This window comes from Maridesulfovibrio spiralis (SeqCode) (assembly GCF_048571135.1).
GTDB lineage: Bacteria > Desulfobacterota > Desulfovibrionia > Desulfovibrionales > Desulfovibrionaceae > Maridesulfovibrio > Maridesulfovibrio spiralis.
Genome location: NZ_CP182344.1, coordinates 2,390,202 through 2,406,415, shown reverse-complemented (window position 1 = coordinate 2,406,415; position 16,214 = coordinate 2,390,202). Strand labels below are relative to the sequence as shown.

13 protein-coding genes and 3 tRNA genes are annotated in these 16,214 nt (G+C 46.3%); 7 read left to right on the top strand and 9 right to left on the bottom strand.

Annotated elements, in window-relative coordinates; genetic code table 11:
* The 3 genes from ACNI29_RS10790 to ACNI29_RS10780 form a co-directional block, all read right to left on the bottom strand.
* Nucleotides 1-498 carry a TRAP transporter small permease gene (locus tag ACNI29_RS10790; RefSeq protein WP_419778382.1) on the bottom strand — a complete coding sequence of 166 codons (498 nt, stop codon included), beginning with the start codon at nucleotides 496-498 and terminating at the stop codon, nucleotides 1-3.
* A gap of 80 nt (nucleotides 499-578) precedes the next feature.
* Complete coding sequence (locus ACNI29_RS10785) at nucleotides 579-1,598, bottom strand: TRAP transporter substrate-binding protein (RefSeq protein WP_419778381.1); 1,020 nt, start codon at nucleotides 1,596-1,598, stop codon at nucleotides 579-581.
* Nucleotides 1,599-1,735: 137 nt separating this feature from the next.
* Entirely contained in the window at nucleotides 1,736-3,385 is a 1,650-nt protein-coding gene (locus ACNI29_RS10780) for a VCBS repeat-containing protein (RefSeq protein WP_419778380.1), read from the bottom strand.
* Nucleotides 3,386-3,754: 369 nt separating this feature from the next.
* On the opposite strand from ACNI29_RS10780, the gene ACNI29_RS10775 reads away from it, so the two are divergent.
* The 5 genes from ACNI29_RS10775 to ACNI29_RS10755 all read left to right on the top strand — a co-directional run bounded on the left by ACNI29_RS10775 (nucleotide 3,755) and on the right by ACNI29_RS10755 (nucleotide 7,273).
* Nucleotides 3,755-5,011, top strand: a complete 1,257-nt coding sequence (locus tag ACNI29_RS10775; protein ID WP_419778379.1) for an RsmB/NOP family class I SAM-dependent RNA methyltransferase — start codon at nucleotides 3,755-3,757, stop codon at nucleotides 5,009-5,011.
* Entirely contained in the window at nucleotides 4,992-5,807 is an 816-nt protein-coding gene (locus ACNI29_RS10770; RefSeq protein ID WP_419778378.1) for a class I fructose-bisphosphate aldolase, read from the top strand. The genes ACNI29_RS10775 and ACNI29_RS10770 overlap by 20 nt, the downstream gene beginning before the upstream one ends.
* 133 nt (nucleotides 5,808-5,940) lie before the next feature.
* A tRNA-Val gene (locus ACNI29_RS10765) sits at nucleotides 5,941-6,016 on the top strand.
* Between the two features lie 41 nt (nucleotides 6,017-6,057).
* A tRNA-Asp gene (locus ACNI29_RS10760) sits at nucleotides 6,058-6,134 on the top strand.
* A 395-nt stretch (nucleotides 6,135-6,529) separates the two neighbouring features.
* Nucleotides 6,530-7,273, top strand: a complete 744-nt coding sequence (locus ACNI29_RS10755) for an FRG domain-containing protein (protein ID WP_419778377.1) — start codon at nucleotides 6,530-6,532, stop codon at nucleotides 7,271-7,273.
* A 29-nt stretch (nucleotides 7,274-7,302) separates the two neighbouring features.
* Here the strand turns inward: ACNI29_RS10755 and ACNI29_RS10750 are convergent, their stop codons facing one another.
* The 4 genes from ACNI29_RS10750 to ACNI29_RS10735 are packed head-to-tail and all read right to left on the bottom strand — an operon-like array spanning nucleotide 7,303 to nucleotide 12,686.
* The gene (locus tag ACNI29_RS10750; RefSeq protein ID WP_419778376.1) at nucleotides 7,303-7,614 is read right to left on the bottom strand and encodes a putative quinol monooxygenase; all 312 of its coding nucleotides are present in this window, start codon (nucleotides 7,612-7,614) and stop codon (nucleotides 7,303-7,305) included.
* A gap of 35 nt (nucleotides 7,615-7,649) precedes the next feature.
* Nucleotides 7,650-8,501 (bottom strand): helix-turn-helix domain-containing protein, encoded by an 852-nt coding sequence (locus tag ACNI29_RS10745; protein WP_419778375.1) that lies wholly within the window; start codon nucleotides 8,499-8,501, stop codon nucleotides 7,650-7,652.
* 43 nt (nucleotides 8,502-8,544) lie between these two features.
* Nucleotides 8,545-10,203 carry a CgeB family protein gene (locus ACNI29_RS10740; protein ID WP_419778374.1) on the bottom strand — a complete coding sequence of 553 codons (1,659 nt, stop codon included), beginning with the start codon at nucleotides 10,201-10,203 and terminating at the stop codon, nucleotides 8,545-8,547.
* Between the two features lie 11 nt (nucleotides 10,204-10,214).
* Nucleotides 10,215-12,686, bottom strand: a complete 2,472-nt coding sequence (locus tag ACNI29_RS10735; RefSeq protein ID WP_419778373.1) for a PAS domain-containing hybrid sensor histidine kinase/response regulator — start codon at nucleotides 12,684-12,686, stop codon at nucleotides 10,215-10,217.
* Between the two features lie 208 nt (nucleotides 12,687-12,894).
* On the opposite strand from ACNI29_RS10735, the gene ACNI29_RS10730 reads away from it, so the two are divergent.
* Together ACNI29_RS10730 and ACNI29_RS10725 are read left to right on the top strand one after the other, a co-directional pair.
* The gene (locus ACNI29_RS10730) at nucleotides 12,895-13,731 is read left to right on the top strand and encodes an MBL fold metallo-hydrolase (RefSeq protein WP_419778372.1); all 837 of its coding nucleotides are present in this window, start codon (nucleotides 12,895-12,897) and stop codon (nucleotides 13,729-13,731) included.
* 161 nt (nucleotides 13,732-13,892) lie between these two features.
* A tRNA-Asp gene (locus tag ACNI29_RS10725) sits at nucleotides 13,893-13,969 on the top strand.
* A gap of 197 nt (nucleotides 13,970-14,166) precedes the next feature.
* Here the strand turns inward: ACNI29_RS10725 and ACNI29_RS10720 are convergent.
* The gene (locus tag ACNI29_RS10720) at nucleotides 14,167-15,168 is read right to left on the bottom strand and encodes a hypothetical protein (RefSeq protein WP_419778371.1); all 1,002 of its coding nucleotides are present in this window, start codon (nucleotides 15,166-15,168) and stop codon (nucleotides 14,167-14,169) included.
* Entirely contained in the window at nucleotides 15,168-16,007 is an 840-nt protein-coding gene (locus ACNI29_RS10715) for a restriction endonuclease (RefSeq protein ID WP_419778370.1), read from the bottom strand. Before ACNI29_RS10715 ends, ACNI29_RS10720 begins: the two co-directional genes overlap by 1 nt.
* Between the last annotated feature and the right edge of the window lie 207 nt (nucleotides 16,008-16,214).

Here is a 16,214-nt window from a genome sequence, read left to right as displayed (position 1 = left end):
TTAAGCGGGTTTAAGCGGTTCCTTGCCGCGAAGAATACGTAAAATATCTAGCATAATCACAAAGGACATGGACAAGCAGCCGAAAGCAACAGCAAAGACAAAAGGATAAAAATGGATTCCCAAAGTCTCGGATATTTCTTCAAGGTCGTAAAGAAACATGCCCCATTTGTAGGTCTCGTTGGCGCAGAACAAAAAGAATACGCAAGAAACCGCACTGGATAGAGCATCCAACACAGTCTGCACCGGACCGGGGAAATGCCTGAACAATAGCCCCACAGCAATATGACTGCGGTGCAACTGTGAGAAGCCCAGCGAAAAACCGGCGGTAACCGCGCCGAGAAACCCCATCAACTCAAAAGTTCCCTTAACCGGAACCCAGACCGCACGCGAAACCATGTTCGCACAAGCCAGCAAAATCATAAGCGTCAATGCCGACCCGGCAATGACCGCCAGAATACGACAAATCCAGATCGCTATTTTTTCTAAAGATTCAATCATAATTTTTTGATGCGCTGCGCGCTTTTGAGGAACACATATGCCTCCGGCGGCCATTCCCCAGCCGCCGGAGGCATTCTTAACTATTTTTCGTATTTTACACGGGAAGCTTCGACATCGGAGAGCACTTTTGCTCCGTCAATTCCTTTGTCGGCAGCTTTTTTCTTCCAATCTTCGATCAGCGGCAGGGTCTTATCCTTGATCGCTTTCATGTCGGCATCGGACATTTTGATCATTTCAATAGCGTACTTTTCTTTAGCCCATGCGAGAGAACGATTTACATGCTCATCCATGTACTTTCCGGTCCATTCCGCCTGTTCACGTCCAAGGTCATCGAGCACCTTTTTAACATCATCAGGCAGTGCATCCCATGAACTTCTGTTCATGATGATAGCGAAGGGATAAACCGCAGTGTTGGTCTCGGTTTCGTAGCGGCAGATTTCCGCGAAGTTCAAGTCCTTGAGCACTTCAAAAGAAGAAAACAGACCTTTAACCACGCCCTTCTGCAAAGCTTCGGGAGTTGCGGACATAGGCATGGAGACCGGAGTTGCGCCGAGGGACTCAAGAATCTTGGACAGCATACCGGAGGCGCGGACTTCGAGCCCTTTCAGGTCATCAAGACTGCGGACAGGAACCTTGGTCATGATATTGGAAGGAGCGGAAGTAAACATGGTCAGCACCTTGAATTTGCGAAATTCCTTGGGCTGATATTCTGTGTAAAGATCCCAGAGAGCAAGGCTTGCGGATGTGGAAGAAGTGAACCCGAGGGGCAGTTCAAATACGGAACAGAGCGGAAATACACCCGGATGGTAAGCAAGGCTTACACAGCCGATATCAGCCTGCCCCTGCATTACACCACGCAGAGTGTTCTTTGCTCCCAGCAGCGTAGAACCGGGATAGGTTTGAACTTGAACCTTGCCGCTTGTTCTTTTTTCAACTTCCTCTTTCCAGCGCTCCATCTGGACACAGGGAAAAGTTTTAGCGGGCGGAAAGTTGGCGTAGCTGAGGCTGATATCCGCAGCAGATGCAACGGAAACAGAGCACATCAAAGACGCACAAAACATCAAAACAGCAAGAATTCCGGTAAATTTCCGGGTTCTCATCATCACTTCCTCCATTGTAAGGGCTTACTTTTTTGAATAGTCAGCGAAGCAGGGCAAGGCAACTTCGCCCAAAAGAAAGGGTTAATATATTATAAGAAAAGGCCTCCCGCAAGAAACGGGAGGCCCTACTAAACGACTTATTGGGCCAGATTCAGTTCGTAGGCCATGATCAGTGTCTTCCGAAACTTAACTCCCAAAGCCCCGGGGTAAGTATTCAGCAAACAATAAAGCTCATCATCACCGTCGTTGTCAACGTCGGCTACTCCAAAACCGGTAACGGTTCCTTTAATTCGACGAGTCTTCCATGCGAGGTTCAGGCCGACTCCATCCCAGTATTCAGAATGAATTTCACCCTGAGAAAAGGTTTTGTAGTTTGAGAAAACCTGCCCTGCAACAGAGAGATCCTTGTTCAAGAGAACCTCTTTTTTATCTTTATCCGAGATGGAAGTTACCACAACGGGGATAGGAATGAAGTAGTTATGCTCCATCCTTTCGCTCTTAACCTTTTCATTCAGTGCTCTCGGCTTGGAAACGGTATCAATCGCGACAGATGAGGAGTTGTAAGAATCTGTGCTTTCATAGATAGGCTCAAGACTCTTGTCGTACATGTTAATGCGGCCATATTTGTTCAGCACAATAACCTTGTAATCTCCATCTTTGAGAGGCAAATAGGTAAGGTTAAATACGTTGGTGAAACTGGGCACATTCATTTTACGGACCGGAATCAATTCTCCATTGGAGAAAGTGTACTCAACGAGGTGCTTGGAATAAAAAGTCCTGTTGGGGTCAAACTGCTGACCGATAATGGTTTCAGTGAAGTTCGGAGGTGTCCGGACTACAGAGAGAAAACGCTTCGCGCGGTTAAGCAGGACCTTGGGGGTCTTGTTCTTGAATGAAAGGATGTAGGATACGGGCTTTCTGTCAACGTCAGTACACAGAACAACTTCATAAACACCATCGCGGTCAACATCAATGCCGCTGACCCGCAGACCGGATGAACGGCTGCCGAAATCATAGGTGAGAACTTCTGTCAAACGCTGTCCGTCAATGGCGAGAACTTTTACGCACTTCTCACCCAGAACAACAAGATCCTTTTTACCGTCACCGGTTACGTCCTGAACAAAACCACCACGGTTGACAAATTTCATGCTCTGGCTGCGCCAGCGGCCCGGAGTTTCAGTTCCACCCTGATATCTGAACTGGGGGTTGATGTTACTTTCAACAATCTTCCCGGCACTGGCAGCTGTTACGAACTCTGGGTTCATAGGGCTGTCAGGACGTGCGGCATCACGTTTTTTCTCTGCTTCACTATCCTGCTTGCTGCCCGCTTTCTTGAAAAGCTCACCCTTGATGTCTTTTGCAATGCCGTCAATGGCGGGGATCAATTCGGAAATGGTAGTCTGGGCACTCTTGAGCCAGGTATGACCTTCTCCATTAATCATGCGTACATCAACAGAAGCCTGCTTTCCTGCAATAACTACGGAACCTACGGCAATGTAATCAACGCCGAGACCTTGAACCTTTTTAACCTCTTCTACTTTGTTCTTGGGAACATCAGCAGCTTTAAGATTGGAAGATTCAGCCATTGGCTCGAAATGACCGGTCCAGTTTAAACGTGAAATGAGCATGGTCTGAACACCACGGCTCAGGTATTTATACTGGTCAGGTCCGTTAATTTCAAAGGGAAACACAGCATATCGCTTGGCATCATTAGCAAAAGATACAGTAGCGGACAGCATGGTTACGGCGACAATGAAAAAAATCATCAAACGTCGAAACAATATCATTATTCCTCCAGACTAATTTTCGGTAAATATATTATGAAATTACAAAAAGTTATCCATCAATAAAAACATACCGGCAAAACAAACGGATGGCAGCCGGCTCTGCCCTTAATTTGAAAACGGGTTAATCGCTTGTAGCAGCTAATGCACCGGGACGCAAAGTTTAAGATGTGAACTGCAGGATGATTCACTTGTCAAACTGACCTTGCTGTTTTATCTCTCTGGCTCCTGTTTACAACGCTTATTGAGCTTTTTTATATCCCGGCCTGTCTTTCTAAAGAGATATAAGGCTAATTTTTTACATTTTTTTACTTTTTTTTGCGGACCCTGCACCTAACTTTCCTAAAAACTCCCCGACCGCAACATATTTTTATGACTACAGACTTAAGAACATTCAGGCTGGTCTGCGGCCCGAAAGACGTGGAGACAGTCGAAGAACTGCTCCGTGCACAGGGTTTTGAATTCAGACCTGAACCATTCTATTCCATGGCCCGCATTCTGGAGAAAGAACCTTTTCCGCTCGGAGAATCCGTGGCGGCAAGGTTCGGACGGATCTACATTCAGGATCGCTCCTCCATGCTGCCCCCGCTTATGCTCGCACCGGATGAAGGTGACGTGGTACTGGATATGTGTTCCGCACCCGGAAGCAAGACCGGACTGCTGGCCCGTCTGGTAGGACGCAACGGCTTTGTGCTTGCAAGTGAACCTTCCAGTGACCGACTGGCCCTGCTGCGCCAGAACATGCGCAAAGTTCAGGCCGTGAACACCGCCACAATGCACTATGAATCGCAAAAACTGCCCTTGCCACCTTCTAGCTGGAAAACAATCCAGCTAGATCCGCCATGCAGCGGCTGGGGAACGTTGAACAAGAACCCCAAGGCCATGGAAGTCTGGAAAGGAGAAAAAACAATCCCGCTGGTCAACCTGCAACGCAAGCTTCTGGCCAAGGCATACGACCTGCTGGCCCCCGGCGGACGGCTGGTCTACTCCACCTGCACCACAAACGTACAGGAAAACGAAGAGCAAACCCGCTTTGCGGTTGAAGAACTGGGGTTCGAACATTTCGCACTGCCCCACCCCGAAGGCTTCACCATCGCCGAGCCGCTTCTGCCAAATATGGACGGAGTGCTGCGTGTGGACGGCTCCGGAGGCGGGCAGGGATTCTATCTTTGCGGACTGCGCAAACCGGGCGACGAAGAGTCGCAGTTACCCGACAGCTGCAAACCTGCGGGCAAAAAAGTTAACATAAAGAAAACTGAATTTCCCGATTCTGTGGACCTTTCCGCCCTGCCGGAAGGCGAAATATACGAATTTAAGGGTAAAGCCATGTTCCTGAACAAACATGCCTTGGAAATCCTGCCTCAGGAGTTACGCTGGCAGGGATTCCATATCGGCAAGCTTAACCGGGGCAAATTCAAACCCGACCCATTCGCCCGCTGCCTGTTGCCGGAAAAACCGGGCAGCTCGGCTCTGGTAATCGAAAACCCACAGGAAATAACCAACCTGCTTTCCGGGCAGAGCCTTTCCGCCCCGGCAAAGGGCAAAGGCCCGGTAGGCCTATACTATAAAGACATGCTGCTCGGATTCACCGGCAAGAAAGGAACCCGGTATGTCTGGACAGATAAGTAATATAAGGATCAACAAGATAATGAACGGAACTAATCGCCGCCTGAAAAGGCTTTTTGATAAAGAAAGTGGCAACACCATGATTCTGGCGCTCGATCACGGTGCCAATGAAGGCATGATCGACGGACTCGGCTCTATACAGTCCATATTAGAATCACTGCCCGAATCAGGTGTGCAGGGTGTAATTCTCAACAAGGGACTGGCAAGACACTACGGACACCTGATCCCGGAGGACGTAAACCTGATCATCCAGCTCAACGCCGGAACACGCCATGGGTCCCCGTCCTACAATAAAAACATCGTCTGCTCCATTTCCGAGGCCCTGCGCCTGGGAGCAGATGCCGTGTCCATGCATGTGAATATCGGCAACGATCTGGAAGACCGCATGCTTGTGGACCTCGGCGAGATCACCGACGAAGCCCACCAGCTGGGCATCCCCGTACTGGCAACAGTACTCGCCAGAGGCAGCCAGATTGTCAACGAGCACGACTCCAGCCTTGTGGCACACTGTATCCGCATCGGTGCGGAACTGGGTCCGGATATTGTAGCAGTATCCTACCCCAGCAACGGAGATACTTTCACTAAAGCAGTCGCTGCCAGCCCGGTTCCGGTTCTCGTCACCGGAGGCCCTCTCGGACAAAATTTAGAGGGTGCTCTGAACAACACAGCAAAGGGGCTGAAAGCAGGTTGCAGAGGGTTTTGCATCGGCAGGAACATATTTCAGACCGAAAAGCCCATTGAGAGCATGAAAAAGTACGCAAAAATAGCTCACAAAAGATCAACTATTTCAGAGAATTAGAATTTATTTTAAAAATATTCAATTTTTCGTTTGACAAAAGAGGCCGACATCGGCAGTATCCCTCTTCGTGGCAGGGAGGAGCAACAACGAATGCACAGACATTCAAATTGCTTACACTAAGTCACACTGATGTGGGCGGATAGCTCAGTTGGGAGAGCATCGGCCTTACAAGCCGAGGGTCACAGGTTCGAGCCCTGTTCCGCCTACCACTTCAGATACTAAACGTTGCTTAACGCGTTTAATATATTGCGGAGCCGTAGTTAAGTTGGTTATAACGCCGGCCTGTCACGCCGGAGGCCGAGGGTTCGAGTCCCTTCGGCTCCGCCACTTTTCAAGAAAAGCCATCAATCTTACGATTGATGGCTTTTCTGCTTTTGGGCAAAAAACGACCCTTCATGGGTCTACACCAAACAAAGGGGCGCAAGCCCGATTGATCAAATTTCCAGCCGTTGATTTTCTTCTCGACTACCCGCACAAAACCCGTACACGCAGCCTGTAGTTTTCAAAGTTTCCTAAAGCTTATATTTACTTTTGCATATCAATCAGAATTTTCGTAATAAGCAATACATAGGTTTAATGACGGCCAACTCCCGAACTTCTGAACCTAAAAGACCACTCAATCCAAGAAGCCAAGCCCAGCTAGAGACTAACGCCGAGATCATGACTGTTTTTGCCGGGTTTCAGGAACGGTTACAAGTTACGATGCAGGTAAGGATATAGACATGAATAAGCAGAACAACATCATTACAAGTATTTCAGACCTGATTGAACATATTAAAGAATCTGGACAGGAAATGCTTTGGTTTCGCGGACAACGTAAATCTTCATGGCCCTTGCAACCATATATATATCGCAACTACAATCCGCTCCTTGAATCACAGATGATTCAACGGTTCATGCTGAAGGCACAAATATTTAAAGATAATTGTCCGGCAAAAACAGAATATGGAGATTGGCTGGTTTTGATGCAGCATTATGGATTACCTACGCGACTCCTCGATTGGTCTGAGTCTCCTTTGGTAGCAGCCTATTTCGCAACAATCGGCAACAAAGAAGCAGAGGACGCATCAATCAGCATGCTCAATCCCGGATTGTTAAATTCTTCATTGCACGAGTTTGAAACGCTGCCTAATTTAAGTGCGCTAAGCCCGGAACTAAAAGAAAGATGCCATAATGCCTTCAAACTCCCTAAAAACCGGACCTCTCCATTTAACCCCGTCGCAGTAATTGCCAGCCAGAACGATTTTAGAATGCTCAATCAAATGTCATGTTTCACTCTTCATGACACAGAGACGCCCCTGAATGAGTATGAACAAAGCCCATTTTTAGAAAAATTCATTATTCCAGCAAAGTACATCGACAGTATCAAAACAGAATTACTCATACTGGGCATTCGTCGTTCAATTTTATTTCCTGATATAGAAAATTACGCAAGAGAACTGAGAAGCCATCAATCAAAAGATTGATGGCCATATATGCTTCAACAACTCAATTCCTAAACCTTACTCCCCTCTGGAACAGCTCCCAGAAGAGTATACATTTCCACTGCCGGAGGGCTTGCCAATACTCCTTCAAGATTCCTTACAAGACTTTTATAATGGGCAGAAGCAAGGTGAGAATCTAAAGCTTCCTGACTTTCATATTTTTCGTAAAAGAAAAATTCACGTTCAGAGCTATCAAGTCTGTGCAGTCTGTATTCCAGTACACCATTCTCTTTAGCTGTTTCCGGGATCATACTTGAGAGCAACTTTTCCAATTCAACTTCCTTACCTTCTTTGGCCTGAAAAGATGCGCTTAAATAAATCATAATAAACCTCCATTTGTATTGATGAAGGCCGCAGGCTAGCAAAGACGGGGCCTGCTGGTATTGTAAAAATGCGTCATCCGGGACTCTGGTCCCAAAAGGTACGATGGAGGATGACCCGTATAGTTTTTAAAATCGTGTATAAAGTGGGCCTGATCATAGTATCCGTGAACAAGGGCACATTCGAGCATGCTTTGATAGCTGCCAAGCAGGCAGGCCCGGACGGTCTGCTGGAATCTAGAAAGGCACATGAACTGCTTAGGAGTCACTCCGACCTCACTCTTAAACCGCCGCTGAAACTGCCTGACCCCCAACCCCACACTTTCAGACACTGATTTCGAGTTCAGAATAGAATACCCGTAATACAGACGATCAACCGCAGCAGAAATCATCCTGCTTTCACTAGATTCACAGACAATTTTTTTGATCAGGAAATCTTCAAGCAAAGATACACGTTCATCAAAATCTCCAGCCTCAATAATACGCTCCCCTAGAACGGAAACATTTTTGCCAAACAAATCTATCCCATCTGCCAGTGTATCCTTTATTTCAAAGGGGGATACGCTGCAGAAAGACCTGAACATTCCAGCTTTGAACCTTACGGAAATAAACCCTGAAGTCTTATCTGGGGAAAAGGTGGCCACTTTTGACCGCAAACAAACCAGATGACTGGCAGTCAAAACATTTTTCACGCCCGGCTCAAATTCATATGTGAAAGGCTCTCCATAATGGAAAAACAATTCCTTCCCAGTCCCCGGCAAAACCCGCGGCAACGCCCCTCCAGAAAGAGACGAACCTGACCATTCCCAATAACGGTCAACATAAGGCTGCAACTCTTTTCGCGGAAACCGCCATCTGTTGAACTGCTTGCATTCAAACTTTTCACACATATCAAAAAAAATTATCCAGAGGTCTTAAATTCTATTATAATTTCTAACTTTCCATCAACCGCATAGCTATCAACCCCGATTCATCACGCCCCCTCAAGGTCATGGCAAATGACTTTTCCTGCCCATTTTCACGGGCAAGCATTCTGGATAAGACAATATTATTCAAACCTTGATCAAAACGGTAGCTATGAAGGTCTGTCATGCCCAATTCAAATAGAAACCTCCAATCCTTTGCGTCCGTAGCTGCTCGATTAAAAAGATAATGTCCGCGAATCTGGTCCAACTCTTTGAACGGGCGAAGCATTACATCAATGAGCCGCAGAACTTCGGCATCACCGGGATTGCTTTCATAAAGAACCATAAGACAATCAACAGCAGCATAAGGCAGATGACGATTGGCATTAAAGGGGAATCCGCCACGGAAGATACGGTTACGCCGCTTAAGCTCTTTGGCCCAGAGAATCAGAAGATCCTTAGGCGTCTTCGGCGGCAGCGCAGAAGTATTCATCATGGACTTCTGCTGACGATACCAGAATGCCTTGGCTGCACCCCAGTCATCAATACGCAGAGCCGCTGTGGAGCCTGCCAGATTCAAATCAAAAGAATCCACCATGAATTCACTGCCAAGCAAAGCCATGATGTTTTCTTCCAACATCTGATCCATTCCCGCCGCAGCCTGCAACCGCAGCATGCTTACAACAAGCGAATCATCCTGCTTAAAAAAGGCCAGCCGGGAAAAAACATCTCGGATCGGCAAATCATGCATACCGCTTTCCCACATGGCAGCAAGGGTGATAGCAAGCCATTTTCCCGCTTCCGCTCCGGTAACCCTGTTGCGCGAACCATCTTCCATGTACCCAAAAATCTTTTCAATGCGGTGGACGGCAAGGTGCTCGGACTGAACACGCTTATGCGCGGCCTGTCCCATAGCCTGAATAAGCCTGTCGTTACCAAGGTACAGCTTTAACTTTTCTTCCAGCTCAATAACATCAGCATAGGTATCAATTTCGCGCCCCGGTTCAAAAAGAGAGGACTGTTCATCCCCCAAATCCTGAGTGAGCACCAGACAGCCGCAGGCAGCACCTTCAAAAAGCCTAAAATTGACTTCTCCAAGTATGGATTCATTGGGGATAATTTTCGTGTCCTGATAAAACGCCAGCATTTCGCGGAAATCAAGAGACTGTTCAACCGGAAAGGAATATCCGCCGACTCTGCTCTCAATGAACTCAACCATCTGCTTTCGCCCAAGCCGCTGGTTATTGATCCTGCCAGCAAAACCTATATCGTTTTTGCGCCCTGCAATAGCTGGAGTAGCAAGATCATAAGCATACATGGGCAACCAGCGAACATCGGGAACCCCGGCGTCCTTCAATACGGCAACCATGGATTTCTGTGTGGAAAATGTCTGGTCAAACAAACGAGCATAAGCACTATGCCAATGCAGATTCAAGTGCGGGTCCATAGCCCAGAAAGCCGTGGGGCAATCCAGTGTTTCCACCCCCTGAAGAACAGTCCGTTTCCCAAGAAACTCAATTTGCAGCAAAAAATCAGGTTTAAATTTATTCTTCTCAAGAATTTCCGGCAGATTGCAGAACAATTCACCGCTATGCGCAATATTCAGAACCCTGTGCCCATGCTCTTGCAAAGCGGCAACGCCCGCACCGAAAGAACCAACAATGCAGATATTCAGTTTTTCATTCATCACAAAAATCCTTAACGGACGGGCACAACCCGCTGTAATTCCTTGGCAAGCAGCTTTATCTCCAGCGGCTTCTCAACATACCCGCTCATGCCTGACTCCAAAAAACGTTCTCTGTCGCCAGACATGGCACAAGCGGTAAGAGCGATTATCGGTATATTTTTATTCCGCTCCCCGCAACGCCCGGACCGGATTTCTTTAGCAGCTTCCGGCCCGCCCATCACAGGCATCTGAATATCAATAAGAACAAGGTCGAACTGCCCTTCATCAAGGGCGGAAAGAACTTTTTGACCGTTATCCACCGCATGAACCTTGCATCCCATTTTTTCCAGCAGCAATGAGGCTATCTGCCGTGACACACCATCATCATCAGCAAGAAGAATCCTGAGCCCGGCCGGAGAAAATTCTTCCTGTCCCGTTAATTTTCGTTTTTCCGGCGGAACCGCAATTTCAAATGAAAGCTCGACATAAAAAGTGGCCCCCTGTCCCTCTTCGCTTTCGAGGGCCATGTTTCCCCCCATCAAATCGGTAATCTTACGCGAAATAACCAAGCCCAAACCGGTTCCGCCAAAATTATGCTGTTCCTCATGGACCTGAACAAAGGCATCAAAAAGTTTATCCTGCACGTCAGGGGCAATACCTACGCCGGTATCAGCGACAGAAAAGAGCAACCGGCACCAGTTCTCCTTGTAAGACTCCAGCACACTGACCTCGATATCCACCCGGCCCCGGCTGGTAAACTTAATCGCGTTTCCGGTTAGATTGCTGAGCACCTGTTGCAGACGCTGGTTGTCACCTATCAGATTAATCGGAAGATTAGCGTCAAGAGACAAGCCAAGCGAGATACCTTTAGCCGCTGCCATCGGCTCGAAAAGCTGTATAATTTCATTGAGACAGATTGCAGGCTCGAACACATCGTTATTGATGGTAAATTTACCGGCCTCAACCTTCGAAAGATCCAAAATATCGGTCAACAGGCGGTTAAGCCGCCGGGTTGATTGCAAAGCGGTATTCAAATACGGGCCTAACTCACTTTGTTCATTCGACATTTCAATAAGCTGCAAAACACCCATCAACCCGTTGATCGGGGTGCGGATTTCATGGCTCATATTAGCCAGAAAAACAGACTTGGCCTGACTCGCCTTTTCTGCTGACTTCTGGGCCTCAATCAAAGCAAGTTCTGTCCGCTTACGCTCGGTCATATCAACACCGACACTGATCACTCCCGGATGTTTTCCTTCGATTCCGAGAAAAGGCGTTTTCACGAACTGATATGTTTTCTGTTCTCCTTTCTGATTCAAACCGCTAAGCTCAAAAGTCCTGCTCTGTCCGCTATCTAGAACCAGTTTATCCTCACTCTCAAAAACATCTGATATATCCTGCGTATAAATATCTTTAGTTGTCGCTCCGACAACATCATCCATGGAAACCCCGGCGGCTTTCGCATAAGCCGGATTGCAACTGAAGAAAACACCGTTTTCATCCTTCACACCTATGGAGACAGGAATTGCTTTCAAAAGATCATCAAGAAAACGCATTTCGTTATTGAGAATAGTCTCAACGCGCTTGCGCTCTGTGATGTCTGCCAGTGAACCCACAATAGCTACAGTGCGTCCATTTTCAACAACAGGAGCCTCGCGAACCTCTGTTAAAGAGACCTTTCCATTCCTGCCCTTGATTTCAAGTTCATAAGGAGGCTGGGGTTCACCGCTTGCAATGGCTTTAGCTGTATATTCATGTGCCTTCTGGTTTATAGGATTATCGGTTGTAAATTCCAACCAATTAACCTTGGCTTCATCCGGGGTACAACCGAAATAAAACTCGGACTGCGGGCTTACATAGGTCAGTTTACCTTCAACATCGTGGGAGTAAAAAAGGTTGGTGGAAGACTCCACAATAAGTCTCTGGCACTCCTCCTGCTTGGCAAGTTCCTCTTCAAGTTCCCTGCTCTTCCTTTCGGCCTTCACCTGAGCGGAAATATCCCTGATCATAGCGATCACATGCGGAACACCGTCAAGCTCCACGATACTGGCGGTCAGGGAACCATGCAAAATAGAGCCATCTTTTACAACAAACTCAGCTTCGAGTTCACGCACAAAACCGTCCTTCTGCAACCTGCCAAGCAGCAGATCCCTATCGCTCACGTCTTTCCAGATGTTCAACTCAAGAACGGACACGCCCAGGATCTCTTCCGGCTCATAACCGGTAAGATGCGTAAACCACTGGTTCACATCAACATAAATACCACCAGGCAAGGTCGTGATACTGAAAGCGTAGGGACTTGTATCAAAGGCCATGCGAAACTTCTTTTCACTGGCGGCAAGGGCAGTCTCGATTACACGCCGTTCCTTACTTTCTCTTCCAAGCCGATAGATGAGGTAAGCCCCAATAAAAATTGCCGTAAAAAGCAGTAAAAAAAGTAACTCACTGGAAACCATCAATTTATTGAGAACAATCTGCAAAAAACGCCCTGTATCTGCTGACAAAATCCTTCTCCCTATCTACACTGGCTGAGAAATATAATTTTAAAGCAAATTTCCATCCCACAGTTTACCCGCCATAATCAACCTACAAAAAACTATCCGTATTTCATAGTATAAACAATTCTGTATGCAGCTTGTTTTTTACAAATTAACCGGCCTTGGGTACACTCCGATTGACCACTGAAAATATCCCGCAAATCATGGAGAACATATGCAATTAACAGTCTTACTTGATAACAACACAATTATCGACAGATACTTGCTTGGAGAGCCCGGACTCAGTTTTCATATCGTCGCAGAAGGAAAAAATATACTTTTTGATGCCGGATACAGTGAGGCTTTTATCCGCAACGCATCCAGAATGGGAGTTGACCTCCTGAAACTGGACAACATAGTGCTTTCCCACTCCCACATGGACCACAGCTGGGGACTGGCCCCCTTATTTCAGTTGTTCACCGAGGCTATGATCGAAGGACAGGGTAATCCGAAACCGGAATTCACCGCCCACCCGGATGTATTTCTCAGCCGCACCGTGGACGGCCTTCCGGAAATAGGTTCCTTTCTCACCGAACAGACGGTATCCAATTTCTGCACCATGCGCATGTCCAAAGAACCTCTTTGGCTGACCGACAGACTGGTCTTCCTTGGCGAGATCCCCCGCAATAATGATTTTGAAGCCCTAGAATCCATGGGGCAAATCAGAACCAAGGACGGAACCAAAGACTGCTTCATCCATGAAGACTCAGCCCTCGCCTACCGCAGTGATGATGGCTTGGTAATTATCACCGGCTGCTCCCATGCCGGAATATGCAATATTATCGAGTATGCCCGCGAAGTCTGCGGAGAAGAAAGGATCAGGGGTGTGATCGGCGGTTTTCATTTGCTGAATCCCCCGCAAAAACAAATGCAGGGTACGCTCGATTATTTCAGCAAACTGCAAGCCCAACGCATTTTTGCCTGCCATTGCACTGATCTCGCTGCGAAAATCAAACTATCAGCTGTGGCAAACATCTGTGAGGTCGGAGTCGGCCTAAAAATTACCTACTAAAAAAAACTTTGTAAATTAAGCACATTAAACACTCAAAACTGCACATATGATATTTTTATAAATATTTTTAATCTTTATAATTGCGAGCGAGAGCTGTTTTACATAGAACCATCTTCACGAAACGCACTTAAGCGTTGCTTAACACGCTTAAACATATATGCGGAGCCGTAGTTAAGTTGGTTATAACGCCGGCCTGTCACGCCGGAGGCCGAGGGTTCGAGTCCCTTCGGCTCCGCCACTTTTCAGAAAAGCCATCAATCGAAAGATTGGTGGCTTTTTCGTTTTCAGCGTGCTGAAATCACAGGACACATCCATCGGACACATTTTTATTTTTAGGTAGTAATGGCGCACACTTGGAGCGCACGTTTTTTTGCAGCTTCCAGCGAAATGTGTCCAATCACTTGAATTTGTTTAGGAAGTTGGATGTGTCAGGTTTCACAGCGAATTGAAGAAATTCCCTATTTCTTCAGAATCCCCAATATAGCAGATGGTTGTTTGGTATTCTTTGTTGAATTTCAACTTTTGCAACTGAACTTTACGTTGTTTGTCTGTGATAAGCATATCAACGAAAGGCAGCATAGAGGAGATGTGTTCAACGTCTTTAACATCTCCAGAACGAATGGGCTGCTTGTCAGTAATCAATTTTGAATAGAACTCAACGCTTATCTTTTTGTTTGGTATTTGCTGATAGTAGTCGGACTTGTAAAAATCTAGAAGAGAGAGATTCTCTTTTCCGTGTTTTGGAACAAGGCTATTCCAGACTTTTAATATTTCAGAAACATTTAATAAGTTCCAAAAATAATCTTGCTTACTTAAACCTAGCTGAAACAAAGCTTGGGGGTCTGTGAGCACCTTTTTAATAACATCAAATTCAGCCATAAACTCTAATTTTTTTTGGGCTTCAAACGTAACTTTGTTGGCTACATTGCTTTCTCTGATCAGATTAAGCTTTTTGAGGAGTTCCTTCTTTGCTGATTTAACCGCATCTACCCCACCGATAAGCGGAGGGTCTATTGTGACATAAATAGGTTGGGACAGGACTTGTTCCATTTCCTTAATAGGGTCATTATAAAATAGAAGGTTGTAATCGAGTTCAACATCCTTTGTCTCGTGGACATATGCTTCAGCAAAAATCGCAAACAGTTTTTCATTCACTGCCAAAGTAGAATCTGTACTGATTCCTAATGAAAGTTCGTGGATCGTCTTAAGGCATTCTTTTCTCTCGACCCAGATTTCCTCATCTTGATCAGCCAGAGGACAAATCAGCCTCCCTTCACGCGTAGCTTTTTTGATTCCTTCGTATAATGATTCAACTCTCTGCTTTTGTGGCGAAGGAAAATTCTTCCCTAACCGAATCATAGTTATGTTGAATATTATTGAAGTATCTACCCATAAGATAGGAATCGAAGATTTATTTATATGAATATTTGGGATCATTATATCTTCTCAAACCATCCACAATCAACTTCAACTTCCTCAACCATCCGAACATTCACACCAAGCCGAAGCTTCTTAAGCATATCAACCAGATCATCCCCATCAATCAGGTCGATGGGTGACGCTCCATCCCGGATTGCTTCTTTTGCTGCATCTCTGGTGAATGTTCCGGTAGTGATGAACAAACCTTTATCGGCTCTCCCCACCATAGCTCCCCTGAAATCGCGTATGGCACTGGACCCGACTGATCCTTTGTACCGCTTGCACTGGAACACCACATGATAGCTCAGGACTTCCTGAATCTTCACGATCCCTTTACCATCTATGCCACCATCACCGGACTGTCCGGTTACTTCGACCTGAACAAATCCTACTTCGCGTAAAATTCGTTTGGTAAGTCTTTCGAACGCGCTTGGATCAAGTGAAAGAACTGTTTGATGCAAGACCTCTCGCCAATTATCAGGATCAACTGATATTTCTGGCGCATCATTCGTATTGTTTTTCTTCGGCTTCTTAAACTTCCCGCGAACAGTCTGAAGAACTTGATTTATTTCAATCTTCATTCCCCGCTTATATTTATCGGAAAATGCCCAAACACCTTTCTCGGAATTCTCAAGCAGGCCATAATTTTTCAAATATGTTCTGGCCCATGCGAGGCGATACTCAATCTCTGTCTGGCTGGACTTGTCCGGATTATGCAAATGGGAAACAACATCATCTGATAAATTCAGACATTGAATAACCCCTTCGGCAATCTCTTGGTTCGTACCGGACCCGCCAAGCTCTTCAACCACTGTCAGAACAGGCTGCATCAACTCATAGAATTTTGGTATATCCATCGATAACCCCATTATTATTCATTTTCTCAATCACATACACCTTCACAACCCTCAAGCCAAGTCGGATTCACCGCTAAAACAACAAAAAAAGCCGAAGCTCCCGCCCCGGACATTAAATAACGATCTATACATATAAAGACTAACTACAGCCCTCTTTCGACTCCGCCACTTTTTCTTTTTCGGGATCTCAAAACAGGAATTGACTAT